This window comes from Burkholderia sp. WSM2232 (assembly GCF_000472545.1).
Classification (GTDB): domain Bacteria; phylum Pseudomonadota; class Gammaproteobacteria; order Burkholderiales; family Burkholderiaceae; genus Paraburkholderia.
Genome location: NZ_AWZV01000038.1, coordinates 1 through 24,909, shown reverse-complemented (window position 1 = coordinate 24,909; position 24,909 = coordinate 1). Strand labels below are relative to the sequence as shown.

At 61.1% G+C, this 24,909-nt stretch carries 21 protein-coding genes and 2 pseudogenes; 11 read left to right on the top strand and 12 right to left on the bottom strand.

What is annotated here, in order from left to right; genetic code table 11:
• Positions 1-29: 29 nt before the first annotated feature.
• A complete protein-coding gene (locus F757_RS0126975; RefSeq protein ID WP_027214105.1) occupies positions 30-1,718 on the bottom strand; it encodes an FAD-dependent monooxygenase in 1,689 nt (562 codons plus the stop codon).
• Positions 1,719-1,819: 101 nt separating this feature from the next.
• Here F757_RS0126975 and F757_RS0126970 point away from each other — a divergent pair, with 101 nt between their 5' ends.
• Positions 1,820-2,734 carry a LysR family transcriptional regulator gene (locus F757_RS0126970; protein ID WP_027214104.1) on the top strand — a complete coding sequence of 305 codons (915 nt, stop codon included), beginning with the start codon at positions 1,820-1,822 and terminating at the stop codon, positions 2,732-2,734.
• Here the strand turns inward: F757_RS0126970 and F757_RS35925 are convergent.
• Positions 2,726-2,911 carry a hypothetical protein gene (locus F757_RS35925; protein ID WP_156923744.1) on the bottom strand — a complete coding sequence of 62 codons (186 nt, stop codon included), beginning with the start codon at positions 2,909-2,911 and terminating at the stop codon, positions 2,726-2,728. The genes F757_RS0126970 and F757_RS35925 overlap by 9 nt on opposite strands.
• A gap of 116 nt (positions 2,912-3,027) precedes the next feature.
• Positions 3,028-4,539, bottom strand: coding sequence for an FAD-dependent oxidoreductase (locus F757_RS0126960; protein WP_027214103.1), 1,512 nt, complete (start codon positions 4,537-4,539; stop codon positions 3,028-3,030).
• Positions 4,540-4,586: 47 nt separating this feature from the next.
• Here F757_RS0126960 and F757_RS0126955 point away from each other — a divergent pair, with 47 nt between their 5' ends.
• Positions 4,587-5,084 carry a MarR family winged helix-turn-helix transcriptional regulator gene (locus tag F757_RS0126955; protein WP_027214102.1) on the top strand — a complete coding sequence of 166 codons (498 nt, stop codon included), beginning with the start codon at positions 4,587-4,589 and terminating at the stop codon, positions 5,082-5,084.
• Between the two features lie 165 nt (positions 5,085-5,249).
• Positions 5,250-5,580 (top strand): annotated as a pseudogene (locus F757_RS35460) (transposase domain-containing protein); the annotation flags it as partial.
• A gap of 39 nt (positions 5,581-5,619) precedes the next feature.
• On the opposite strand, the gene F757_RS0126950 reads toward F757_RS35460, so the two are convergent.
• Entirely contained in the window at positions 5,620-6,249 is a 630-nt protein-coding gene (locus F757_RS0126950) for a TetR/AcrR family transcriptional regulator (protein WP_442856662.1), read from the bottom strand.
• Between the two features lie 26 nt (positions 6,250-6,275).
• Here F757_RS0126950 and F757_RS0126945 point away from each other — a divergent pair, with 26 nt between their 5' ends.
• The 3 genes and pseudogenes from F757_RS0126945 (at position 6,276) to F757_RS0126940 (ending at position 8,883) form a co-directional block, all read left to right on the top strand.
• Positions 6,276-7,025, top strand: coding sequence for an SDR family oxidoreductase (locus tag F757_RS0126945; protein WP_027214100.1), 750 nt, complete (start codon positions 6,276-6,278; stop codon positions 7,023-7,025).
• Positions 7,026-7,381: 356 nt separating this feature from the next.
• Positions 7,382-7,492, top strand: a pseudogene (locus tag F757_RS36695) (type I methionyl aminopeptidase); the annotation flags it as partial.
• Positions 7,493-7,713: 221 nt separating this feature from the next.
• Positions 7,714-8,883 carry a glycosyltransferase family 9 protein gene (locus F757_RS0126940; RefSeq protein ID WP_027214099.1) on the top strand — a complete coding sequence of 390 codons (1,170 nt, stop codon included), beginning with the start codon at positions 7,714-7,716 and terminating at the stop codon, positions 8,881-8,883.
• A 44-nt stretch (positions 8,884-8,927) separates the two neighbouring features.
• On the opposite strand, the gene F757_RS0126935 is transcribed toward F757_RS0126940, so the two are convergent.
• Complete coding sequence (locus tag F757_RS0126935) at positions 8,928-9,857, bottom strand: LysR family transcriptional regulator (RefSeq protein ID WP_027214098.1); 930 nt, start codon at positions 9,855-9,857, stop codon at positions 8,928-8,930.
• Between the two features lie 126 nt (positions 9,858-9,983).
• On the opposite strand from F757_RS0126935, the gene F757_RS0126930 reads away from it, so the two are divergent.
• Complete coding sequence (locus F757_RS0126930; RefSeq protein WP_027214097.1) at positions 9,984-10,757, top strand: SDR family NAD(P)-dependent oxidoreductase; 774 nt, start codon at positions 9,984-9,986, stop codon at positions 10,755-10,757.
• Positions 10,758-10,770: 13 nt separating this feature from the next.
• Positions 10,771-11,754: an aldo/keto reductase gene (locus F757_RS0126925; RefSeq protein WP_027214096.1), complete on the top strand. Its 984-nt coding sequence runs from the start codon at positions 10,771-10,773 to the stop codon at positions 11,752-11,754.
• A gap of 142 nt (positions 11,755-11,896) precedes the next feature.
• On the opposite strand, the gene F757_RS0126920 is transcribed toward F757_RS0126925, so the two are convergent.
• The 6 genes from F757_RS0126920 to F757_RS0126895 form a co-directional block, all read right to left on the bottom strand.
• Positions 11,897-12,214, bottom strand: a complete 318-nt coding sequence (locus tag F757_RS0126920) for a DUF4148 domain-containing protein (protein WP_027214095.1) — start codon at positions 12,212-12,214, stop codon at positions 11,897-11,899.
• Positions 12,215-12,918: 704 nt separating this feature from the next.
• Positions 12,919-14,571, bottom strand: coding sequence for an AMP-binding protein (locus F757_RS0126915; protein ID WP_027214094.1), 1,653 nt, complete (start codon positions 14,569-14,571; stop codon positions 12,919-12,921).
• 14 nt (positions 14,572-14,585) lie between these two features.
• Positions 14,586-15,311: a nitroreductase gene (locus tag F757_RS0126910; protein ID WP_027214093.1), complete on the bottom strand. Its 726-nt coding sequence runs from the start codon at positions 15,309-15,311 to the stop codon at positions 14,586-14,588.
• Positions 15,312-15,429: 118 nt separating this feature from the next.
• Complete coding sequence (locus F757_RS0126905; protein ID WP_027214092.1) at positions 15,430-16,788, bottom strand: MFS transporter; 1,359 nt, start codon at positions 16,786-16,788, stop codon at positions 15,430-15,432.
• Between the two features lie 534 nt (positions 16,789-17,322).
• Positions 17,323-19,011 (bottom strand): tannase/feruloyl esterase family alpha/beta hydrolase, encoded by a 1,689-nt coding sequence (locus F757_RS0126900; RefSeq protein ID WP_027214091.1) that lies wholly within the window; start codon positions 19,009-19,011, stop codon positions 17,323-17,325.
• 537 nt (positions 19,012-19,548) lie between these two features.
• Positions 19,549-20,565 carry an AraC family transcriptional regulator gene (locus tag F757_RS0126895; protein WP_027214090.1) on the bottom strand — a complete coding sequence of 339 codons (1,017 nt, stop codon included), beginning with the start codon at positions 20,563-20,565 and terminating at the stop codon, positions 19,549-19,551.
• A 364-nt stretch (positions 20,566-20,929) separates the two neighbouring features.
• Between F757_RS0126895 and F757_RS0126890 the strand changes: the two genes are divergently transcribed.
• From F757_RS0126890 to F757_RS0126880, 3 genes are all read left to right on the top strand, one after another.
• Entirely contained in the window at positions 20,930-21,697 is a 768-nt protein-coding gene (locus F757_RS0126890; protein WP_027214089.1) for a 3-hydroxyacyl-CoA dehydrogenase, read from the top strand.
• Between the two features lie 151 nt (positions 21,698-21,848).
• A complete protein-coding gene (locus tag F757_RS0126885; RefSeq protein WP_027214088.1) occupies positions 21,849-23,057 on the top strand; it encodes an acetyl-CoA C-acyltransferase in 1,209 nt (402 codons plus the stop codon).
• Between the two features lie 291 nt (positions 23,058-23,348).
• Entirely contained in the window at positions 23,349-24,299 is a 951-nt protein-coding gene (locus F757_RS0126880; RefSeq protein WP_051376875.1) for a DMT family transporter, read from the top strand.
• A 217-nt stretch (positions 24,300-24,516) separates the two neighbouring features.
• Here the strand turns inward: F757_RS0126880 and F757_RS0126875 are convergent.
• The coding region (locus tag F757_RS0126875) for a LysR substrate-binding domain-containing protein (RefSeq protein ID WP_027214086.1) at positions 24,517-24,909 on the bottom strand (393 nt) is incomplete at its 5' end.

Below are 24,909 nucleotides of genomic sequence, written 5' to 3'. Positions count from 1 at the left end.
TGTTTTTTATGGCGTATGCGTCGCTGCGGCTATTGCGCGGCAAGCGCCGCTTCCGTCTCTGGCTGCGCGTGCCCGGCGGTACGCCAGGCCGCTGCCTCGAATTCGCCATCGAGCGCGTTGCCGCGCCACGCGACGTGCTGGTCCGGCCGGATCAGCACATACGCGGCGTCGTAGGCCCGCGCGACCCCGGGTTCGTCGATGCGCACGACGGCGAGTTGCACGAACGCGCGCGCGGCGCGCTGCACGGCTTCGTGATCGAAAGACGCGCCGCTCGCGCTCGTGCAGAGCAGCGTGAAACCTTGGCCGAAGCGGTCGTAGAGCGAGCGGCCATCGGCGAGCCAGACGTGCGGCGCGCGATGTCCGGCGCGCGCGCTCGGCAGATAGAGGTTCGCGGAGTCAGGCGGCGGCGCGCCCTCTTCGGTCCTGACGAGCGGCGACGCTTCGTAGCGGGTGCCGAGATGCACGCCCGGAATGACGAACTCGCCCGTCGCATGAAACGCGAGGTAATCGCCGATGGCCGCGCGCGCCGCATCGCCTGCCGCGCCCGCTTCGTAAGCGACGGCCGGAAGGCGCACGTGCCCGATGCCGTCGGCGAAACCGCGCGCGAACGCCGTGTTGCGCAAGGCAGCGGGGCGGCGCTCGGCTTCGTAGCTCGCGCCGAGCGCAGCGCCCGCGAAGCCCTTCACCATCGCTTCGAGCTTCCACGCGAGATTCGCTGCGTCGTCGATGCCCGTGTTGTAGCCGAGGCCGCCCGTCGGCGTAAACAGATGCGCGGCGTCGCCGGCGAGAAAGACGCGCTGGTCCACGAAGCGCTCCGCAACCAGAGCGAAGCCCGCCGTCCACGTCGAACTGCTCTTCACGACGAACGGAATGTCCGCGCCGATCGCCTCGGCGATGCGACGGCTCACGGTGTCGTCGTCGGCCACTTCGCCGTCGCGCAACTGCACATTCATGATGAAATGACCCGCTCCATCGACCGCGATGATGAGCGCGCGCTGCCGCGGACTGAAGGTCCAGTACTGCCAGGCGGGAGCGTGCGCGCTGCGGCGATAGATCTCCGGCGCGTAGAAATAGACCGCGTCCATCTGCCCGCCCATGAACTCGCGCTTCTCACCGGCCATGCCTTCCAGACGAATGCCGAGCGATTTGCGCACGAAGCTGCGCGGGCCGTCGCAGCCGATCAGATAGCGCGCCGTCACGGTGCGCGTCGCAGCGGGACGCGTGTCGGTGGCATCGAGTTCCACCGTGGCGGTGACCGAATCACCGCCTTGCGACAAGTCCAGGACGCGTGACGCGAAGTGCACGCCGCATCCGGCCTTGAGCGCCGCATCGAGGAGCACGGGCTCCACATAGAGCTGCGAGCAGCGATGCGGCGGCTCCGGCGTCGGCCAGGTGAAGGCGTGCCCCTTGGCCCATTCGATGGCATCGCGCGAGGCGGGCTGATGCAGCCGCGCCAGCTCGTGGCCCGCGATCGACGTGAAGTACGCGACGTCCGGCGCATAGTCCGCGGGCAAGCCGAGCGAGCGCACCTTCGACGCAATGCCGATGCGCCGGAAGTGCTCCATCGTCCGTGCGCTGTTGGCGTTGGCGGCGGGATGGCGACTGGTCCCAGGCTTCGCATCGAACAGTTCGACGCTCACGCCGCGCTGCCCGAGTTCGGCGGCGAGAAACAGCCCGACGGGGCCCCCGCCCACGATGATGACTTCGCAATCCAGCACTTCCGTCTCCTGTTTTTAGTGAAGCCTGATGCGAAGTTAAACGCGTTGACTGTATAAATCTATACAATGACTTTCATATCCGGAATGAATTCGATTCATACATGCAGACGCCCGACCTGAACTTTCTGTACGTGCTGCAGGCGCTCGACGAAGAGCGGAGCGTGTCGCGCGCCGCCGACCGTCTCGGGCTCACACAGCCCGCCGTGAGCCACGCGCTAGGAAAACTGCGTACGCTTTTTGGGGACGATCTGTTCGTGCGCGCGGGCTCCGTGATGGCGCCGACGCCTGTGGGCGAGCGGCTCGTCGAGGGCGTCGCGCATGTGCTCACGGTGGTGCAGGAAGAGATCTGGAGCGCGAAGGCCTTCGATGCCGCGACCACCACGCGCGCGTTTTCCGTGTGTCTCAGCGACATGGGCGTGATCGTGCTGCTGCCGCGTCTGCTGGCGGCGCTGCGAGAGCGGGCGCCGAACGCCGTGTTGAAGCCGATCCAGTTGCCTTCGCTCGAACTCGCCGGCGCGCTGCAGGACGGCGCGCTCGATCTCGCGGTCGGCTATCTCGGCAAAATGGGCGAGAACCTGCATCAGCAGCCGCTGTTCCGGCGCTCGCTCGTCGGCATCGTAAAGGGCGGCACGCGACGGCGGAAGGTCCGCATGTCGCTCGATGAGTTCGTTGCGCGCAAGCATGTCGTCGCGGGCACGCTGGCGCTGACGAATCAACTGCTTGAAAAAGAATTGCGGCGGCTGGGCGCGAAGCTGAAGGTGGGTGTCGACGTCCCCTATCTGCTCGCGGTGCCGAGTCTCGTCGCGACATCGGATTTCGTTGCCGCTGTGCCGGATGAACTCGCGGAACTGTTCGCGCGGCTCGCGAACGTCGATGTGTTCCCGTTGCCGATCGCCCTGCCCGATCTCACGGTGCAGCAGTTCTGGCACGCGCGGCATCACAACGATGCCGGACATCGGTGGTTCAGGCGGCTCGTGAGCGACACGCTTGGACAGACCGGTTCGGGGCTACGCTGAAGGGCTGAGCGCAGCACCTTGATCGATAAGCTCTCGTTGTCGCATCACGAGATGCAGGCGCGGCGTTTTTTCGAGGAGGTCAACTTTCATCGTCAGTTGCCCGACGTTCCTTTCGAGCGCAGCAATCTTCGCCTCATACTCCGGCACCACGCTGGCCGCAGCAACCTCCTCGTTCACGTCCCCGGTCATATTGCGGTGACCACATCTGCAACAGGTTTGACAGCCCGTGGGTGCGCAGGGCTTCACGGCGCCCAACCTTGCCGGCACGGACATCTGCGCATACTGTCGCCGGCTTAGCCATGACGGTTCGGTCGACACACCAAGCCGACCTCCCCGAGATAGCTTTCGAGCGCAACGGCTTCGTCGGAGCGGAAGATCGCGCCGACATAACCATCAGGCCGAACCAGCACCCACTCGCCAGGTGCAAGGTCATAGGCGTCGCGCAGATGGCCGCCGTCGTCTGAAAGCTCGTGTCCGGCTCCGACGTGATGGATGTGGAGGTTGCTTCGGGGGGCTACGATTTCGCGGGTCGTTTCATAGCCAATGAGGCTCCAGTGCGCACCGGCGAACAGATCGAACAGGCGTCGGGGACAACCAGCCGCCCCACGCAGCGGCGCGTCCGGCGCCCGGTCGCCCGCGAGCAGGATGCCGGGCCGTGATGACGGCTCGAAGGTGAGCGCCGACTCTGGATAACCGATGTCGAGCTGATGGACTTCGCGTCCGCGGCGCATAGAGCCGCGCTTCTGCGCTTCGAGCAGCCGGGTTGAGAGGCCCAGCATCTCTTGCGCCACCGGCCGTCTCTCTTGCTCGTATGTATCGAGTAGCCTATCGGGAGCGCCGCCTAGCACCGCCGCCAGCTTCCAGCCGAGGTTATAAGCATCCTGAACGCTCGTATTGAGTCCCTGACCGCCAGTGGGTGGGTGGACATGCGCGGCATCGCCGATCAGGAATATGCGACGGACGCGGTAGCGGTCCGCCAGGCGGGCGCTCATCGAATACGCCGAGGCCCACGACACCGACTGAACATGGATATCGACGCGTCCGGATCGCTCCGACACCATGGCGTTGAGCGCGTCGATGGAGAGGTCCACTTCGCCTTCCGGCGAGATTGCGGCTTGAATCTGGAATAGATCGGTCCCGGCGAGCGGGCAGACCGACATCAACCGCCGCATGTCGCCGGCATGAAACTGATGCCACGCGTCGCGGTTCAGCCCTACCAGATCGACATCAGCCACCATCGCACGCACTCCCAGCGTTTTGCCGGGAAAGTCAATGCCGAGCGCGTTGCGAATGAAGCTGCGTCCACCGTCGGCCGCTACCAGATACGGAACCTGGATCATCTCCTCACCGGCACGACTGACAAGACGCGCGACGACGCCGTCCTCATCCTGCTCGAGGCCGACCAGTTCGCAGCCGAACTCGACGCGGCCGCCAAGCTCGGCGAGGCGCTCGCGCAGCAGTCGCTCGGTCAGGAACTGCGGGAGCATGAGGGGTATATGGTACGGCTCGGCCGGCGTCGGCGGTTCGATTTCGAAGGGCGTATCGGTGTAACTGCCGTCATCGTTATATGTACGCGGCGGCGGGTAGACGCCGCCAGCGGCAACAAGCCGGTCGAGCACCCCGAGGTCCTCGAATACTTCTTGTGATCGCGGCTGGATGCCCTTGCCGCGCGAGCCCGCGAACGGACGGTCCAGTTTGTCGATCAGCCGGAACGGCACGCCTCGTCTCGCCAGGTCGATGGCGAGGGTCAGGCCGGCGGCGCCGGCACCGCAAATCAGGACTGCCGACAGGCTTTGATCCTTCATTCGAACCTCCAATGTGTATAATGCACATATTAACGAGGACTCGACTGGTGTCAACAAATAAAGTGCATAATGCACATATTAAGGCGCTGCTTCCCTCCCTGCATGCATCGCTGCTCGAAATCGTCTCCGTGATGAACCGGCCGGAAAGGGACGAGGAGTTACTGGCATTGGCGGGTTTGACGCTTGAGCGTGCGCTCTTTCCTCTGCTCGTCTTCGTCGAGCGCAAGGGACCGATCGGGGTCGTCGATCTCGCAGCGAGGGTTGGCCGCGATTACACTACGGTCAGTCGCCAGGTCGCGCGACTGGAAGAACTCGGCCTCGTCAAGCGTCGCGCCGGTTCGGCGGACAAGCGCGTGCGCGAGGCGATTATCACTCCGCGAGGAAAGTCGGCAACCGACGCCCTCGATGCCGCCCGCGAGACTATGGCGCTAAGCCTGTTCCACGATTGGTCTCGCAAGGACCTCGATGAGCTGGTGCGCCTGATGGGCAAGCTCGCCGAGGGCATGGCCAACGAACCAGCACGGTCGAACCTGCCCGCCGACTGATCTTCGATGCGGGACCGCGTGGCCCTGGTGCTCATCGAGTGAAGCGGGCTTGTGTGCTGCGCTCGCGTGAGCCACCAGCTCCCCTGAGTGAACAATGCAACTGTCAGCGCTGGTCTGCGTACCCAGTTACCTGGAACTGAAATGTAGCGCCGCCGGTTCCTTGCTGCGGACACGAGTCAGGCGATCCTATATGCGTTGAAACGATGGAAAGCGCTCACACGCTATTGCGATGACGGGCAGTTGGAGGTCGACAATCAACCAGTCGAGCGCCCGTTACGCGGGTGGCGGTTGACCCCGCAACTATGTGTTCCCTGGCGCAGACTCCGGCGGCGAACGTGCCGCCCCGGTCTACAGCCTTTGCCACCGCAAAACTCAACGGCATCGATCCTGAGGCGCATCTACGCTACGTGCTCGCGCGCCTCCCAGACATGCTATCAACCGCATGCATGAACTCGCATCGTGCGCCGTTGCAGCTCAGCTCCGCACGGCAGCCTGAAGAGCATGATCTACCGTCAGGACGTCGCTGGTGCCGCGCTCAGGTATTGCCCATGCCGTCGAAGAAGAGGTCAACCAGGTGGGTGACGCGCGACCTGGTTGCGCCGCCTTGCTCGACGGCGAGAGCGATCGCCGTCACTACACACACGAGATCGTCGATGGAGACGTCCTTTCGAACCGCCCCCGCCTTTTGGGCCCGCTCGAGCAGCCGGCGTCCTTCTTCCCTGCCGGCGCGGCAGCCAGGAGTCCCTTCCTGCAAAACCGTTCCGAGCAACGCAGCTAGCCCGCGATAGTGGTTCGCGTGGTTCACGAGCTCTTTGACGAAGGCGCGTATGGAAGCGATCGGTTCGAGCTTGCCATCGCGTGCGCGGCTTGCTTCGGCAAGCGACAGCAGGCGCGCATCACTGGCCGCGGCGAGGAGCGCGTCGCGCGTCGGGAAACGGCGGTAGAGCGTGCCGATACCAACGTTGGCGCGCCTCGCGATATCGTCAAGCGAAACCTCGGCGCCGCGTTCGAGAAATAGCGCTTCCGCCGCGTCGAGAATGCGTTCCCGGTTCCGGGCTGCATCGGCGCGCAGCGGTGCTTCGTCGGTCGTAGAACACTTTCTGTTCATCTTTGCCTTGATTTCTGTTGATAAGTGGATAATGCCTCCATATACTAAGTGGAGCAATCATCCACTTACACAAAGGGGAGCATATGGCAAAGCGATTCGAGAACAAGGTTGTGGCGATCACCGGCGGCAGCGAGGGCATTGGCCTTGCGAGCGCCAGGCTTTTCGCAAAGGAAGGCGCGCGAGTCTACATTACGGGGCGCAGGCAAAGTCGACTGGACGAGGCAATACAAGAAATCGGCAATGGTTCCGTGGGCGTTCGGGGGGACGCGAGTAACCTCGCCGACCTTGATCGACTGTATGAGCGCATCCAGCGCGATCAGGGCAGGCTCGACGTGGTCTTCGCAAATGCAGGCGTTGCCGAAGTGGAACCGCGTCCGCTGGGCACTATTGACGAGGAGGGTTTCGACAGGCTTTTCGGCCTCAACGTGCGCGGCATGCTCTTCACTGTGCAGAAGGCCTTGCCGCTGCTTTCGTCGGGTAGCGCTGTCGTCCTCAATGGCTCGGTGGCTGGCAGCAAAGGCTTTCCTGGCCAGTCGCTCTACAACGCAAGCAAGGCGGCTGTGCGGTCGTTTGCGCGAAGCTGGACGACCGACCTGAAAGAGCGAGGCATTCGCGTGAACGTGGTCTCGCCGGGCGGGACCGAGACTAGCCCGATGCGAAGCTACCTCGATGCGCGGCCGGGGGTCGAAGATATGCTGAACCAGCTGGTGCCGCTGGGGCGTCTGGGCCAGCCGGATGAAGTCGCGCGCGCCGTGCTCTTTTTGGCGTCGAGCGAGAGCAGCTATATCGCGGGCGTTGAATTGTTCGTGGACGGCGGGTCATTGGCCGTTTGAGCCCTCGACGTCGCTGTCGCGTCGTTCCCGCTCGGGGGACGCAGATTCGGCGGCTACTGAGCCACGGTACAGCGAGTCTTGTCAGGTGGCTATTGCTTCGGGTTGTCACCGTCTGAGAGCGCTTGATGCTCTGCCTGACGCCGTTGCACTGATACCGCCGATAGCGATGTTGAGTCGCGGCACGAGGAAGTTTGGCATCGAGGCAAGATGACCAGCCCTGGCCGTTTTCTTCGATCGTTGACCATGCGTTGCGTGCAGTTGCGCGGCTTCGGGAAACCGAGGGCGTTGGTCATTGTCGTGCCGTTGGCCTCAGGGAGGCAGCGTTCTTCGCCCAGTCGGGCGCCACGTCGTAAGAGAAGTATTGCGGACACGGCATCGGACGCGAAATGCACGAGCCTCCTCAGGTGCTGCATTGGGGAAAGCCGCGAACCGGCCTGGTGCTGCAAGAGGGCAAGCCCAAAACGGTGTACGCGTCTTGACGTTGCGTCAGGAAGAAAACCCGTGAACTGAAGTCCGCCGGGCTCAACACCGGCGACGGAAAGCTGCGAGCTCGCGAACGCGCCATACCGGCGAGCGCTCGCGACGCGCCAGTTTCGTATGGCGGCCCACAGACCGGGCACCTCCTTCCATGCACACTCGGTGCGTCGCTGCGCGCGGCTCGGCACTCACCTCATCTCGTGGATATGCAATGGAATGGAAAAGCTTGCTTACTGAATTCCCGGTCTGGATGATTGGCCGCTTGACCCCGTCCCGGCATGACCCTCGTCGCAGTACGCCGCGTGAAATTCTTGTCCTTCGACCGAACGATTTTGGGGAATTGCTGAGTGCGACACCGATCTTCGAGGCGCTCAAAAAACGCTTCCCGGCCACCCGAATCGTTGCCGGCATCGGCAGTTGGGGGCGTCCGATTCTGGAAAACAATCCGTTCGTCGATGAAATCGTCGAGATCGACGCACCATGGAACAACAAGATCGTCGAGAACCGCTCACCCGGTGACGTCGTGCGTTTCCTGCTGAAATCGCCGCAGGTCGCCGCGCTGCGCAAGCGGGGCGGGTTTGACGTCGGAATCGACGTCCTCGGCAGTTATATGGGGGCGCTTCTGATGATGCGGCTTGGTGTGCGATATCGCATCGGCGTGCGCGGCTATCGCGGCGGCCACAGCGGGTGTCACGCTTACATTGACTTTGCGCGCCGCCAATCCGGCCGCGCCGCGCTCGCGCAAGCTGAGCTGCTCGGCGCAACGGAGCTGCCCGACGCTCGACCTCAGCTTTTCCTCACGGCAGCCGAACGAGCAAGCGCCAAGAGGATCTGGACAAATCACTCCCCGGAAGCGGGCTCGACATGGCGAGTGCTGGTCGGCGTCGGAGCGGGTGTTCCCACCAAGGCTTGGGATCCCCGGCAGTTTGGGGCAGCGCTCTCGCAGATTGCGTCCACATTGCAACGGTCCGGCGACCGCTGCGAGATTCTTATAGTTGGTAGCGAGGCCGACAAGGCGCGCGCCAATGAAGCGATCGTCGCCGCGGGACCCAATGTCCCAGTGCGTTCGGTCACCGGCGACGTGCCGATGCGAACGGTCTTTGCGCTCGCCGAAAATGCAAATGCCGTCCTGACAAACTCCTCGATGCTGATGCATGTGGCTGCTGCGTTCCACCGGCCAACGGTCGCAGTGCTCGGCGGCAGCATCACGAGGCCAACGGTTCACGATGCGATCTGGGGCTACCCGGAACACTACAAGAGCGTGTCACCGGAGGTCTATATCGAAGGCCAACACGAAAAAAACTGGCCCGGCGTCGAGCGGGTCGTGGACGCCGTGCTAAGTGCATTGCGGACGCAGCGCACTTGCGTGAGTACCGTGTAAGCTGAGCGCCCCTTCAGCGCAGCAATTAGCGGCCCCGGTCCGGCTTACTCGCGCGACCTTGAAATCTTCGCGAGTGACTGCTGTTTCCGGATGATATTGATCAAGCTAAGCAACGCCGGGTGGTTGTATCGACGACCACTGTAGTACATGTGGAGTGGGTCCTCAGCGCACGCATGGTCGGCGAGCACAACCCTCAGGGTACGCCGCGCCAGTTCATCGGCGATTCGAGCCTCGAGCAGATACGCTATGCCCATTCCCGCCTTGCACGCGCTAATCGTAGTGGCAGTATCGTTGATCGTGATCGACCCGGGCACTCGGATCGGGGTTGTTTTACCTGCTACGCTCAATTCCCAACGGTAGCTCGAATTGTCACCGAGCAAAAGCTGAAGGCAGTTGTGATCGGCCAGTTCGCTGACGTGACGAGGAGTGCCGTGTTTCTTCAGGTATGCGGGCGACGCGGCCATCACCCATCGCTGCGGGCCGGTAAGCGGCACTGCAACCATGTCTTCGGGAACGTGATGACCGTAGCGAATGCCGGCGTCGTATCCTTCTGCAACGATGTCGATCGGCCGGTTATCGACCACCACGGTAAGCTGCACTTCGGGACACAGGCGTGCGAATTCCGGCAATGCCGGTGCGATCAGCAAGTGGGCGGCATCCGCGAAAACATTCAGACGTAAAGAGCCGAGTCGCGCGGTACCGGGCGCTTCAAAACTCTCGAGAGCCGAACCGATCTGATTGAAGCCTTCTTCCAGCCGGGAAGCGAGATCGAGCCCCGCCTCCGTGGGCGAAACCGCCCTGCTCGTCCGGTTCAGCAGTTTTGCGCCGAGGCGGTCTTCCAGCCGCCGCATCGCGTGACTGACTGCAGACGGCGTCTGCCCGAGTTCAATCGCAGCCAGCCGGAAACTCCGGCACCTGACTATCGCAAGAAACAGCCTTAAGTCCGCAAAATCGATCCGGTCGTTCTTTGCCATGATGAATGCCGTTCATCGTTCCAGTGAATCCGCTTCATTCTACGGTATGTAATCATTTTCTTCGTCGAGAACCCGGAGCGCTGCGGCGTATGCCCCGCTCATGTTTATCCATTCGGAGGAAATTCCATGCATGGACTTGAACAAATACAGATCGGCGATCTGAAAGATACGAGAGTTCTCGTCACGGGCGGGTCGACTGGAATTGGAGCGGCTGTTGTTCGCGCATTTGCCGCTCAAGGCGCGCACGTGGTCGCGCATTTCAACGAGAGCGAAGCGGCTGCGCAAGCGCTGCGTGCGGAGTGGCCGGAGCGCATTCATCTTGTCCAGGGCGACGTCAGCGAGCCGGGCGAAGCATCGAGAGTTGTGAAGGAAGCGGCGCAACTGCTAGGCGGGCTCAATGGGCTCATCAATAACGCCGGCGCCATGTTAGGTCGGCTGGCATCTATAGGCGCCTCGGCCAGCCACTTCGAACGCGTCGTCAATCTGAACGCAAGGTCGGTTTGGGAAGCAACCTCGGCTGCCCATCCCTTTCTGAAGGAATCACGTGGTTACGTCATCAATACCTCGTCCGTTGCCGCACGTACCGGCGGCGGCGCAGGAGCGGTGCTTTACGCGGCGTCAAAAAGCTTCGTCAGCAGTTTGACCCGTGGCCACGCAAAAGAATTTGTAAACGACGGAATCCGGGTCAACGCGGTAGCACCCGGACTCATACAGACGCCGTTCCACGACAAATACACGCCGCCGGAAATCTGGGCGTCGCAGACCGCCACGGTGCCGATGGGCAGAGAAGGCCTGCCGCAGGAGTGCGTCGGGGCGTTCCTGTTCCTCGCGTCTCCCGCCATGTCGGGGTACATCACGGGGCAGATCATCGAGGTCAACGGCGGACAACTCATGCCATGAACGGAGAATCAAGATGAAAGAACGGAAGTTCGGACACGCAGAAAAGAGCGTCTCTGAAATCGGCTTTGGCGCGTGGGCCATTGGAGGTTCATGGGGCGACGTCGCCGAGAGCGATGCAAAGGCGGCTCTGCACGCAGCGCTCGATAGCGGTACGACCTTCATTGACACCGCGGACGTTTACGGCGACGGCCGCTCGGAGCGGATCATCGCGGACGTGCTGAAGGAACGCTCAGGACCGCGACCCTTCGTTGCGACCAAGGCTGGTCGGCGACTGGACCCGCACGTGGCGCAAGGCTACACCGCAGCGAATCTGAATGCTTTTGTCGACCGGTCCTTGAAGAACCTGGAGATGGAGCGGCTCGATCTCGTCCAGCTTCATTGTCCACCGACCGAGGTGTATTACCGGCCAGAGGTTTTCGATGCAATGGACCGCATGGTCGCAGCGGGAAAGATCAGCAGCTACGGTGTGTCGGTCGAGAAAGTCGAAGAAGGTCTGAAAGCGATCGAATATCCGGGCGTGAAATCGGTACAGATCATCTACAACATTTTCAGGCAAAGGCCTGCCCGCTTCATTCAGGAAGCTCGTGAGCGAGGAGTCGCCGTTATCGTCCGGGTGCCTCTTGCGTCGGGCCTGCTCACCGGAAAAATGACGCGCGAGACGACGTTTGCGGCCAATGACCATCGCCTTTTCAATCGTAACGGCGAGGCCTTCGACAAAGGCGAGACGTTTGCCGGCGTTCCTTATGACGTCGCTCTGGAAGCCGTCGACGAAATCCGCTCACTGGTCCCGCAAAACGCCACGATGGCGCAGTTCGCGCTTCGCTGGATTCTCATGAACGATGGCGTGACGACTGTCATCCCAGGGGCGAAGAACGCAGCGCAAGCCAAGGCAAACGCTGAGGCGAGCGAACTGCCGCCCCTGACAGATTCGGCCATGGAAGTCCTTCGCGCGCTGTATCTGCAAAAGATCGCGCCGTTTGTCCATCAGCAGTGGTAAAGCCTCGTTAAGAAGCCGTCGAACATTGCTTTCCGGTTACCGGCCGCAAGCACCGGCAACCAGCGACAACCCGGGCGGCCCGCATCGCGGGAAACGCATTCTTTGCCCGCCCGGCGGTTGCACACGACACCGCAAACGCGGCTCAATGTCCGAAGTAAATGTGCCCGGCACCGTCCACCGATGCCGGCGCGCCTGCTTGCGACGAGCCGTTCATCGACACTCCTCCTACCGACGTCGCGTACGTAGCAGTCTGTGCGGCGGACACCTTCGCCTCGGCGGTCTGAATGTCCGCGGGATACTGCGCGTCCGACGCGACCGGACGATATCCGGCCATTTCAAACTGTACGAGATCGGCGCGGACTTCCGCACGCGTCACCGGCTGATGGACGGTTTGCGCGAAAGAAAGCGCGGGCGCGGCCAGTGCGCAGGAAACGAGGACAACGTTGAGCAGTGCTTTCATGATCATTCACCTGTCTGTGAGTTGCGGCCACATTCACGATGAGCGCGGCCCGGGTTCCCTCCGTTGCGATTCGTGAAGGGTTGAACGGATTGTGGGCAATGGGCACTGACCCAACGCTGACGAGCGCATTACAAGCTTGTCATCTTCGAGCGCGCGCAGCGCCCCTTTGCTCTCCGTCGTCGATTGCCCTCTTTGCTTCCTTGCTGTTGGCGCCCACAATCAACGCCAGCGGTGTTCAGAGAGGCGCTGGCAAGTTCAGTAACCCTGCTAGCGTAGCGAATGTTTCCGGGAAATCGGGGAGTTCGATAGCGCGACATCGCCCGAAGCGCCGCACCGAAGTTGGCGCTTGGATGACGACAAGTCTGGAGGTTTGTTCGACGTCTGCCGATGTCCGTGGGCTCCTGGGGCTGGCACCTATCGTTACTCGAGCGAGACCGCAACGGACAGTTTCCATATTCTTCAGAGGACAACCAGCAAAAGCGCTTCCACCTGTGACCGCGCTAGAGCCCGGACGGGAATTACTGCCGAACCTCAGGATGGTTGCGTCTGATAGAACTTCGCCCAACTGCCGACGCGGTGTCAGTCTCAGGTGATGAACCATGCGCGGTCGTGTCCAAAGGACCAGTCCGCATCGTCGTTCTCGACGATTGCAGGCCGACATCGTCTTCGAGACAGCGCAGAGGTCGTCAAGCGGACCGACAGCGTCATCCCGCCAGCCTCGTGATCGCTACCTGGCTGCCCGCTTGCTCCCGGAGACGGAACTTCTGGATCTTGCCTGTGGCAGTCTTCGGCAATTCGCCGAAAATCACCCGACGAGGGCATTTGAAATGCGCCAATCGCTCCCGGCAGAACAAGATGACATCCTGCTCCGTGACGTTAGCGGCATCGGGTCTCAGTTCGATGAAAGCACAAGGCGTTTCGCCCCATTTGTCATCCGGCTGAGCGACCACGGCCGCGTTAAGCACGCCCGACATGCGATAAATCACCTCCTCCACCTCGACGGACGAAATGTTTTCTCCACCCGAGATGATGACGTCCTTGGAGCGGTCCGTGATCTGGATATAGCCGTCTGGATGAACGACCGCAAGATCACCGGTATGAAACCAACCGCCGGCGAAAGCTTTTGCCGTTGCGTCGGCATTCTTGAAGTACCCCATCATTACGGTATTGCCCCGGACTAGAACTTCGCCGCAAGACGCGCTATCAGCAGGCACTGGTTCGAGCGTCGCAAGATCAGCGACCGACATGCTCTCGAACGCCGCTGCACGCACACCTTGCCGCGCTTTTAACTTTCCTTGTTGCTCCGGCGAGAACGCGTCCCACTCGTCGTGCCATGCACAGCTGATCGGGGTACCGGAAATCTCGGTAATTCCAAACACATGGTCGACATCGAAACCCATTGCGCCAACGGCTTCCAGAATCGCTGCTGGCGCTGGCGAACCGGCGGTAAGCACCCGCACACGACGCGGCAGCGCCTGCCGTTCCGATTGAGGCATGCTCGCAATGCCTGAGAGCACGATCGGCGCCGCACAAAAATGATCGACGCCATGTTCGACAATGGCGGAGAGAATGTTCGCGGCATTCACCTTGCGCAAACAGACATGCGTTCCCGCCGCGGCCGTAATCGCCCACGTGAAGCACCAGCCGTTCGCATGGAACATAGGAAGCGTCCACAGGTAAATCGGCCAACGTGGGAGCGGCCAGTTCGTCATTTGCAGCAGGCTCATCAGATAGGTGCCACGGTGGCTCGGAACAACGCCTTTCGGATCCCCAGTGGTGCCCGAGGTGTAGTTCAAGGCGATCGGCGTCCACTCGTCAACCGGCCGGCGGCCTGCAAATGCGGGATCACCGCTCGCCAGCAGCGACTCATAGTCAGTCTCGCCGATGGCGGGACCGTCGGGCGCTTCGTGATCGTTGATGTCGATCACGCGCGGTGGGTTGGGAACCGACCGCAATGCTTTCTCGACGAGCGGGGCCAATTCGCGGTCCACCAGCAAGAGCTTGCATTCTCCGTGGCGCAGAATGAAGGCGATGCCGTCAGCATCAAGGCGGCAATTAATGGCATTGAGAACGGCCCCCGAGAGAGGGACGCCGAAGTGGGCCTCAAGCATGGCCGGGGTGTTGGGCGCGATGATCGACACCGTGTCGCCCGGTTCGATCCCCAGCCGAACGAGCGCCGACGCGAAGCGATAGCAACGCTCACGCGTTTTCGCCCACGTCTGCCGGAAGTCGCCATGAATGATCGCGGTCCGATCCGGATAAACGTCGGCGGTTCGATCGAGAAAGGTCAAGGGCGTCAATGGAACGTGGTTTGCCGCGTTCTTCTCAAGTCCTCGAGAATAGGCCGTTGCACTCATGACTTTGTCTCCGTTCATTCATTATAAAAAGTAGTGAAATCGCGTACACGAATGCGCTCTGTTACCAGAGTGTTTTCGATGCAGTTGTGATCGGCATAACCCAGACTCATTCCGCAGACCAACATCTGGTTGTCGGGAATGGACAGCTCTTTCGCGATGACACGGTGGAACTTGTTGAACGCCGCCTGCGGGCAGGTGTCGAGGCCTCGCGCCCGGGCGGCGATCATGACGCTTTGCAGAAACATCCCCGTGTCGAGCAGACTCCCTTCACGCATGACCCGGTCAACCGTAAAGAACAGGCCCACGGGTGCATCAAAGAAGTTGTAGTTGCGACCGTGCTGCACGTGCATCCGCTCTTTGTCCCCCTTCTCGATGCCGAGCAAGCCATACAGGTTCCAGCCAACCGCACGCCGACGATCCACATAGGGTGCAATCCATTCGCGCGGATAGTAATCGTAAGGCTCGTCCAGCTCGGAGCTACGGCCTGGATCGTCATTGATTTCGTTGATGGCGGCAGAAAGGCGGGATTTCATTGCGCCAGTCACGACATGCACATGCCAGGGCTGAATGTTGACGCCAGTTGCGCTGAAACGAGCCACGTCGAGGATGGCCTCGATCTGCTCGCGAGGAACCTGCGTGGGCAGGAAAGCACGGACGCTGCGCCGTGTGACGAGTGCCCAATCGACGGCTCGGGCCACGTCGCCAAACGAGTTCAAGGGAGAAGGAGATAGACGGTTCATTTCGATGCCGGCGTTGAAAGTTGCTTTGCACTGAGCCACGTGGCATTTGTCGAGGTTGAGCTCATACGAGCGGCGTTATTCGCAAGAATCTCCGCCGCCCAGCTGTGATGGCAGCAGCTCAGCGCCCTGCGCTACCCTGAACCGCGGCAACAGGCGCACTGTTTGAGCGATGCGAGTCGGCACGTGTCTGGTTGATCAGCGTCACCGCCGCCGCGCCGATGAGACCGGCCAGGCCGATTGCCATGAAGTTCTGTTCCAGCGGCAGCTTCAGGGACACGAGCCAACCAATGAGCACCGGAGCCACAATCGCGCCGATCCGGCCCACGCCAGAAGCAAAGCCAACACCGGTAGACCGGATTGCATGAGGATAGAAGTCACCCGCATAAGCGTAGGCAAGCAGTTGCGTACCCAGCGTCGATGCGCCGACAACAAATACAACAACAAACAACGATACGGTCGACTTCGTGTAGCCCATCAGTGACAGCGCAACTGCCCCGACGACGTAAAACGCAATCAGCACCCGCTTGATGTTGACCTTGTCGCTAAGCCAACCACCGAAGATCGCACCGACGATAGCGCCGACGTTGAAAACAATCACGAAGTTCAAAGCCGAGCCGAGGCTATATCCGGCCATGGCCATCAGCTTGGTCAACCACGAACTGAGCGCGTAGACCATGAAGAGGCCTGTCATGAACGCGACCCAGATCATCGTGGTACTGAAACCCCGACCATCCTGGAAGAGTAATTGCACCGAAGCGTCTTTGGCTTTGGCTGATGAAGCTCCCGCAAACTGCTCTCGACCGCTCAACGGATAGTCGGGCACCAACCGCTTCATCACTGTCCGCAATTCATCGTGCCGGCCGCTTTTGAGCAGAAATGTCATCGAATGAGGCATAGTTTTGATGATGAATGGGATCAGCAGGACAGGCAGGCCCGCGGCAAAAAAGACAGACTGCCAGCCGTAGCTATTGATAAGCTGCTTTGCAGTCAGCGCCACCAGAATTCCGCCAATCGAATAGCCTGCGAACACCAGCGTGACCAATCGGGTACGCAAGGCATTGGGCGAGAACTCCGCCATCTGCGCGGTGACAATCGGCAACACTCCGCCAATGCCCAAACCGGCGACGAAGCGCGTAACGCTGAAACTGATGGGATCGCTCGTCAACCCGGCGGCCGCAGTGAAAAGACTGAACAGGGCCACGCAAACGCACATCATCATGGGGCGTCCAAAACGGTCAGCCAGCGTGCCGAGGAAAATGGCCCCGAGCATCACGCCAAATAGCGTCGAGCCGGCCATGATGCCCGCGCTGGTCGCGCCGATGTTCATGTCTTTCATGATCGACGGCAACGCGGCGCCGACGACGGCAAGATCATAGCCGTCGAGTATCAACATCAAGACACACCAGAACAGGACAAGGGTATGAAATCGATTGAATCTGGCCTGACCGGCGAGTGAGTACACGTCTATCTGGTTCATGTCGTCTCCTGGGTTTAATGTCGCGCATGAAATCCGCGCGATCTGAGCGCGCCGTCGACGGTGCGGCCCAATTGCGCCCCGACCGACCGTTGCCGTCGTGCTGCAACCAGTGTCAGGCGGACGCGGCCGGCAGTCCATGTCCGTGAACTTCAATCTGAATGAGGTAACAGAACACTCATCTTTGCGGCGTTACGCTACCGGCGGCAACCCAGACTCTGTTAGGCGAGCGCCCTGATTTGCCGTCGGAAAAATCGCTTCTCGTAACGACGGATTCCCGCATTCCGTGGGACAAACTACGCGAACGTTGCGACTGTCCGCATTGCACTGGCTATTCGTTTATTGCTCTGGGTCAGGGGCGTAAAGATCGACGCTGCGGGAAAGCTCGGTGATATAGCGGAGCCGGGTGTGCCGTTGCAGATCGTTATCGGGGTGATTTACATCGGGCGGAAACGTGCGGACCCGGTCGCATCGGCACCGGCAATTCCGGGCGGAAGAGCACCGCCCGGCACACCGATTAGCGCACCGCGAGCCGGACTAATTCGAGCACGAGAAGCTCGCCGCCAGATTCTGGTCACCACCGATGTATTTGGGCCACTGTGGATATTCGCACAAGGGTCTCGTACGTCCGGCTGTTGCCGGAGTCAGGTCGGTGATAGTCAGATTTTTGGGCTCGATTCCTTTCGTCACCCAGTTGTCCAACGCCGTCAGACCGTCATATGAACCATTGAATTGTCCGCCGGCGCCGTGTGCCGCGCCCGGAACCAGGTAGAACTTCAGAAATTGGCTAAGTGGCCCCTGCCCGAATCGGGATACCAGCCGGTTATAGTAATCAATCGACAATTGCGCGGGGATAAGCTGGTCGGATTGCCCGTGCTGGAGGATGATCTTGCCGCCGCGGCTCTGGAATTGACTCAAATCAGTGCCGGTGCTGTCCATGAGCGCGCTTACCGCCTGGACGCGCGAGGTTAATGGTCCCGGGTTCGCAGGATTAAAGTTCAGAATGCTCGACGCAGCGTCGCGAGCGACCGCAAACCGCAGCATGTCGTTCGGGAACGTGTAAAAAAATGCGCTCTCGCCGATCACCCCCGGCTCTATCACCGCATCGGCGGCTGATGCGCCCCAAGCTATGCCGATGGTCCAGAAGTCCGCCCCGGAGAACGCGTTATATGCCGGAAAATTTTGAATTCCGTTTGCCAGATTGAAACCAAGGTCAAGCGGCGTGCCAGCGGTGGTCATCGTATTGATCTGCGCGTCTGACAAGCAACTATCACCGGCGTCGCCCCCGCTGGGGCAGCGAATCACTGCGGGATCGAACACGCATGCTGCGGGGTTACTGATAATGCCGTCGGCGACGCCATCCAGACCGTCGCATTGCTTCATGACGGCAGCGAGAACGACCTTGCCTTTTGCCGGCGTGATGTATCCTCCAGGTGCCAGCAAAGATTGCGAGATCCTGCCCATCTGGAGCCATAGCCCAGTTATTCCCGACGCGGGAAAGGTCGAAATGATGCCGTCGTAGTCTTGCGGGAACCGCTGTGCCGCAATCAGACCTTGTCGTCCGCCGCTCGAGCCGCCGATAAAGTAACTGTGCGTGTAGCCCGAGCCATATCGTGCCTTTGCAACGTAGGCTGCAAAATCGTGAGTCTTCTTGATGTGGTCGCCAGCATAGTTGGCGAGAGCCTCATCGTTTGTTGCAAACGAACCGTCGAAGGCATTTCCCTCATGCCCGCTGTCGCTTCCCACCGTTACGTAACCCCTGCGCAGCGGCGTACTGACACCCCCGGGCTCTTTCCCTCCCATGAACCCATCAAGGGGCGAACCCTCAGTATAGGCAATAGTGCCGTCAAATCCCCCGCCACCAAAGTGGATCGCTTTTCCATTGAAGTTAGTGGGAAGGTCGACCTCCGCCCGAATGTCGGGCGCATTGAAATCGACCGGATGAATAGTGCCGAGCACTTTGCAGTACTCACCATTGATGTTAGCAGAATCGGTATCGGTAACGAGCGTCGCGGACACGACAGTGGCACCCGTCGTCGACAACCCGATAGCGCTGGCAGGAACAGTCATACCAGCCAACGCACTGCACTTTGCGGCTGGCGTCATGGCGGTGGCGTTTGGCGGCGCCGCGTCATTGCCGCCGCAACCGGATAGGGTAATGGCCGATGCTGCGAATATACCAATCACAATAGCCGGGCTTCGGCGGCTTCTGAACCGGGTTCTCATTCTCGTCTCCATGTATTTTTTGCTACCGCAATGCGCTGCTAATCGAGGGCAATTCTTCTGTCTCGGCGCTCATCTGATGACGGGTTGGAAGGAAAACTGCTGCCAAATATGCAATCACTTACTTTGCGGTGGTTATCAGGTGCGGGGCTCTCGAGGAGCCGACACCGGCTACTCTGCGCAACCAGGCGCGAGGCTTGTCCTGATTTGCCGAACGCGATTGCAGTGTCAGCCTGGCTGGGGCACCAATCCATGCCCGCCGACCTCAGTTTGCATGAGGTGTGTGGACACGCGGGGCGTTCGTTCCGCTTCGCGTGCAGGCTGCCCATTCCCCGGCAATTCATGTGAGGATGAGCGGAACGCCGCTTCGGCGCCGGCTATATGCGATTGATCGGTTGCACGGCTCGGCTTTGCCTGGCCTCGGCGACTATGCTTTAGCGCAACGCGCGTTTGAAAACGAGGATCGAGCGTTTCGATCGCTTAGACGTACAAGGGGCGGGACGCTGGAATTTCGCTTTGGCACCAGTACGGGTGCAAACGTCAAGAGTCCGGCCTGCCGTGGCGGTACATTCCCGGGCTGACCCCCGTCCACTTCCTGAACGCCCTGTGAAAAGCACTGGTTTCCTGAAAACCAGTGCGTGCCGCCACTTCAGCGACAGTGAGAGAACTGCTGGAAAACAACTCGATGGCGATGTCACGGCGCAATTCGTCTTTGAGTTGCCGGTAGTTCGTGCCTTCGGCCAGCAGACGGCGTTGCAGCGTGGCCGCAGATAGATTCAGTAATCGCGATAGCGCGTCGAGGTCGGGCCAATCGTCCGGTGCCTGGTTTCTTAGCCGGCGCCTGACCAGGGCCGTAGTGCTCGATTCATTGCGATACTTGACCAGGATATTGGCTGGTGCATTCTCCAGGAATACACGCAGGCTCGCTTCCGTCCCGGACAGTTTGAGGCCAAGGAAACTGCGGTCGAACCGGATCAGCGTCTCCTCTGCGGAGAATGTGACATTCTCGCAGAAGCGCATACGGTAGTCGCTGTCATCGCTCGGTGCGGACGCGCGAAATCTCATCTCAATCAGTGGAATCCGTCGGCGCGCGAGCCAGCATGCAAAACCGTGCACGAGGATGAACCACGTCCCGTAGGCAAAGAGCCGGCGTGTACGCCCATCGTCATGCAGGACGATCACTGCATGCTCGCCTTCGCAGCGCAATTCACCGTGAATGTCGTCGAGAACGGCACGCAGGAACTTCAGCATGCGACGCAGCGCGTGTTCCAGATTGTCCGCATGCAGCACCGCGTGACACATCAGAGCGTAGCTACCCCGGCGCAGCGCGTGGCTGTCGAGACCAAAGAATTCGTCGTCCATCAAATCGGCCAGAGCCGCCCACAGGCGCGAAAAGGCCAACGCCGGCACACGGGCCCTCGGCGCATCCAGCAATTCTGCGGCGATTCCAGCGTGCTGAAGGACGGCCGACACATCGAGATTCCGTTGCGTCGCCACGAGAATTGCCTCACGCACCAGGCTTATCGACGTTGTGCCCTTGTCTTGAGCGTCATTCATGGTCAGGCTCATCTACAGAAGGTGTACGGATGTTAATCGCTGCCGGGCACAAGCGAAACCTCTTATCCGACCGAATGCGGACAGTCATCGGCCGAAGAACGGGGGCGGGCGCCCCATGCCCGCCCAACATGTCCGGCGGGCCCACGCATCAAGAGGTCGATGGGCATGTGCGCACGCTCGTCTGCCGCTTACCATGGCCACTCAGTTCATCTTCGCCAGTGTGGATTGCCGGCCACGGCGATACAGCGTGGCGGCCACATCATATGACCCGTGCAAAGGGCATCCCCGGCTCTGAAATTCAGAGCTTCCGGTGAAGCACGGCCGCGCCGTTGCGCGTCCGGATCATTAGTTTTGGGAGACAGCAGTGCAGATTCAACATAAGGGATTCGTCGTCACGGGTGGCGGCTCAGGGCTGGGCGCCGCGACGGCGCGTCGTCTGGTGGAGGGCGGCGCTTCCGTGCTGCTTGTAGACCTGGACCAGGACGCCGGTACTGCGCTCGCGGCGGAACTCGGCGGCAATGCGCACTTCGCCAAGGCTGACATATCCGACGCGACGAGCGCCGAGCGTGCGTTGAACGCGTTTTGCGACACCGTCGGCGCATTGCATGGGCTGATCAATTGCGCAGGCGTTGCCCCTGCAGAGAAAGTGCTCGGACGCGAAGGCCCGCACCGGCTGGAGAGTTTCGCACGCACCGTTCAGGTCAACCTGGTCGGCGCTTTCAACATGGTACGGCTGGCCGCAGCCTGCATGGCCAGAAACACGCCCGAGACCGATGGCGAGCGAGGGGTGATCATCAATACCGCTTCAGTCGCCGCCTTCGATGGCCAGATTGGGCAAGCGGGCTATGCTGCGTCCAAAGGCGGCGTCGTCGCGATGACGCTGCCTATCGCGAGGGAACTGGCCCGCCATGGTATTCGCGTGCTTGCGGTCGCGCCTGGAATCATGGAGACGCCGATGCTCAAAGGCATGCCCACCGAGGTACAAGACGCCCTTGGCAAGATGGTCCCCTTTCCCGCGCGCCTTGGCCGGCCAGAAGAATTTGCGGGCCTCGTGGTGCACATCCTTGAAAACACCTACCTCAACGGTGAGGTGATCCGCCTTGATGGCGGCATCCGTATGGCGGCTAGGTGAACTCAACGTCTCGAGTGCACGTCGTTACTCCGGGCACCGCCTTGCTTGATTTCGGCGAATCGCCGACTCCGCAAGCGCTCCGATGATTTCTGGACCACCAGACTTCCCCACCCCTCGCAACGCCGCCGTGGAGCGGCAGATGGAGACTCGCATGCCTATCTCTTCGATCTCGGATGATCCCGTCGTTATCGTCGGTGCCGCCCGCACGGCGCTAGGCGGCTTCCAGGGCGACTTTGCGTCGCTGACCGCTCCGCAGCTCGGCGCCAGCGCCATTCGCGCCGCTTTCGATCGCGCAGGGTTGCGGCCAGAAGCGGTAGACGAAATACTCATGGGCTGCGTGCTGCCCGCCGGCCTGGGGCAGGCACCCGCACGTCAAGCGGCGCTGAGAGCCGGTTTGCCGTTTTCGGCGGGGTGCACCACGATCAATAAGGTCTGCGGCTCCGGTATGAAGGCAACGATGCTTGCGCACGACCTCCTGCTGACTGGGAGCCAACAGGTGATAGTGGCCGGCGGCATGGAATCCATGAGTAACGCGCCCTATCTGTTGCCTAAGGCCCGCTCCGGCCAGCGCCTTGGACACGGCCAGGTTCTGGACCACATGTTCTTCGACGGACTTGAGGATCACTACGACCTCGCCTCCCGTGGCCGCCTTATGGGCACCTTCGCCGAGGACTGTGCGCGCCATTTCGGTTTCACGCGCGATGCACAGGACGCCTTTGCTTCCACTTCCACGCTGCGCGCGCAACAGGCGCAGCGTGACGGCTTGTTGCGGTGGGAGATCACACCCGTGACAGTGCCGGGCCGCAGCGGCGAAAAACTCGTCGACGAGGACGAAGCGCCAGCGAAGGCAGACCTGACCAGGATCCCCAGCCTCAAACCCGCCTTTGGAAAGGACGGCACAGTCACGGCGGCGAGTTCGGCCTCGATCTCCGATGGTGCAGCGGCCGTGGTGCTGATGCGCCAGTCTGCCGCGTACGAGCGTGGTATATCACCGCTGGCCGTTATCCGCGGACACGCCACACATTCTCAGGAGCCGGCCTGGTTCACTACTGCGCCCGTGGGTGCGATCCAGAAGCTGCTAGCCAAGGTGGGGTGGCACGCGGCCGATGTAGACCTGTGGGAAATCAACGAGGCATTTGCCGTGGTCGTCATGGCCGCCATGCGCGAACTAGCGCTTGCGCACGAGCGCGTGAACGTACACGGAGGTTCTTGCGCGCTAGGTCATCCGATCGGCGCGACGGGCGCGCGCCTCATCGTGACGCTGCTGAGCGCGCTCCGCCAGCGCGGCGAGAGGCGAGGCATCGCGAGTCTGTGCATCGGTGGTGGTGAGGCCACGGCCCTGGCAATTGAAATCGTTTAAGCAACATGACCGGCGCTTAGGGAGCACCGCGGGCCACCGTTCGCACAGCGTATCGTGTTTGAAGTCGCTCACAAAGGGTACTCGAGCGGCTCGCCGACAAACTCAGTGCAAGACTGGGCGCGTCCCGCAGCGTCAATATCTGGTTTTCGCAGGGGGCATCCACGTTTCAGCTCACCCTGAAACATTCGCGCCGGGGCGCCTTCATAATCCCAACATTCCGCCCGGCATGTGTCGCGTAGTCCGGGAACTGTGCCCCCTCACGGCGAAAACAAATTGCCTACAGCACGAGCAATGAATGTACGTGGATCGAATCCGTCTCTGGACTTGATCCTGCTTCTGGCACTTTCGACACTGTGGGGAGCCTCTTACACATTCATCCGGATCGGCGTCACTACTATTCCTCCGCTCACGCTCATCGCGGCGAGAACGCTTATTGCGGGTTCGCTCCTTGTGCTGTGGATGACCGCGCAGCGCATTCCCATGCCGCGTGATTCGGCTGTGTGGCGTCGATTCTTTGTGCAAGCCTTGTTGAACAGCGTTGTTCCGTTCACGCTTATCGCGTGGGCCGAGCGTTCGGTCGAAGCCGGGCTGGCGACAATCCTGAACTCAGCTTCGCCTGTAATGGCGTTTCTCGCAACGTGGCTGATTACTCGCCATGAACAAATTACGCCTCGCAAGTTGTTCGGCGTCGTTGTGGGCATTGCCGGCATATGTCTGGTTGTTGGCGTCAGCGCATTCGAGGGACTTGGCAGGCAGCTTATTCCGCAATTGGCGATTGTCGCAGCAACGGTTTGCTATGCAGCAGCGGCGATCTACGGTCGGTCGTTCAAGGGACTTTCCCCGGCTGCTCCCGCTGCGGGTTCGCTCATCGTGGGTGCGGTCCTGCTTGTTCCTCTCAGTCTTGTGGTTGACCGCCCCTGGACACTCCATCCTTCGTTGCGGTCTCTCATGGCGCTTGCGGCGCTCGCGATCTTTTCGACAGCAATGGCATTCGTCATTTACTTTCGGCTTGTGCAAACGCTAGGTTCGGTCGGTACAACGGCGCAAGCTTATCTGCGGGTTCCCATTGGCGTCGCGATAAGCATTGCGTTTCTTGGGGAATCGCTATCCGGGTCCGCGTGGTTGGGGCTGGTTTGTGTCGTCGCTGGAGTCGGGGCGATGACTATCCCATCACGAAAAATCGCACACGGAGCACCCGAGCGTGACTCCGGACCTTCGGCCGACACACCGAAGCTCGATTAGCTCGAGCAAACTGGGCCGCATCCGATCACGCGAGCGCAGCACCTGGAATTGTCGTCCGTCCTGGTAGGTAGGATTGTCGCCGATAGCCCTTGAAGAACCGGCCGGTTTCACACATTGTGGGGCCGAGTCGTGCTGGGGCATGCTTCGCGCACCATCTCATCCATCACGTCGTGGCCGCGCTTCACCAGTTTCGACGGCTTTACGGGTCCCTACGGCTTTACCGGTGCTGCCCCGTCAGACTCACAAACGCGTCGCGCATGTCCTGGCAGAATTTCTCGGCCACGACGGACAATGGCTGCGATGGGTTGGTCACGATATAGAAGTGATCCGCCATCGCCGGCGTGAACATCTTCACCACAACCCGCGCACTCGCGTACGCGGCAGTGACCGGGTCGATCAGCGCTACCCCTGCACCGTTCGCCACCAGCGCGACAATTGCCTGTGAAAGCTGCGCCTCGATCACGAGGTCGCGCGTCACCCCCGCGTCNACGAAGACCCTGTCGATCACGCTACGCGCATCGAAGCTCTGCGGAAATGAAATAAAGCGTTCGCCTCGCAGATCGGCGGGACCCAGCGAACTCTTGCGCGCGAGCCGATGCCCGCGTGGAAC

What these genes read in the sequence shown, in the direction of transcription:
- F757_RS0126970 (WP_027214104.1), top strand. Translation starts at nt 1,820, where the DNA reads ATGCAGACGCCCGACCTGAACTTTCTGTACGTGCTGCAGGCGCTCGAC.
- F757_RS0126960 (WP_027214103.1), bottom strand. Translation starts at nt 4,539, where the DNA reads ATGAAGGATCAAAGCCTGTCGGCAGTCCTGATTTGCGGTGCCGGCGCC.
- F757_RS0126945 (WP_027214100.1), top strand. Translation starts at nt 6,276, where the DNA reads ATGGCAAAGCGATTCGAGAACAAGGTTGTGGCGATCACCGGCGGCAGC.
- F757_RS0126940 (WP_027214099.1), top strand. Translation starts at nt 7,714, where the DNA reads ATGGAATGGAAAAGCTTGCTTACTGAATTCCCGGTCTGGATGATTGGC.
- F757_RS0126935 (WP_027214098.1), bottom strand. Translation starts at nt 9,857, where the DNA reads ATGGCAAAGAACGACCGGATCGATTTTGCGGACTTAAGGCTGTTTCTT.
- F757_RS0126930 (WP_027214097.1), top strand. Translation starts at nt 9,984, where the DNA reads ATGCATGGACTTGAACAAATACAGATCGGCGATCTGAAAGATACGAGA.
- F757_RS0126925 (WP_027214096.1), top strand. Translation starts at nt 10,771, where the DNA reads ATGAAAGAACGGAAGTTCGGACACGCAGAAAAGAGCGTCTCTGAAATC.
- F757_RS0126920 (WP_027214095.1), bottom strand. Translation starts at nt 12,214, where the DNA reads ATGAAAGCACTGCTCAACGTTGTCCTCGTTTCCTGCGCACTGGCCGCG.
- F757_RS0126915 (WP_027214094.1), bottom strand. Translation starts at nt 14,571, where the DNA reads ATGAGTGCAACGGCCTATTCTCGAGGACTTGAGAAGAACGCGGCAAAC.
- F757_RS0126910 (WP_027214093.1), bottom strand. Translation starts at nt 15,311, where the DNA reads ATGAACCGTCTATCTCCTTCTCCCTTGAACTCGTTTGGCGACGTGGCC.
- F757_RS0126905 (WP_027214092.1), bottom strand. Translation starts at nt 16,788, where the DNA reads ATGAACCAGATAGACGTGTACTCACTCGCCGGTCAGGCCAGATTCAAT.
- F757_RS0126900 (WP_027214091.1), bottom strand. Translation starts at nt 19,011, where the DNA reads ATGAGAACCCGGTTCAGAAGCCGCCGAAGCCCGGCTATTGTGATTGGT.
- F757_RS0126895 (WP_027214090.1), bottom strand. Translation starts at nt 20,565, where the DNA reads ATGAATGACGCTCAAGACAAGGGCACAACGTCGATAAGCCTGGTGCGT.
- F757_RS0126885 (WP_027214088.1), top strand. Translation starts at nt 21,849, where the DNA reads ATGCCTATCTCTTCGATCTCGGATGATCCCGTCGTTATCGTCGGTGCC.
- F757_RS0126880 (WP_051376875.1), top strand. Translation starts at nt 23,349, where the DNA reads ATGAATGTACGTGGATCGAATCCGTCTCTGGACTTGATCCTGCTTCTG.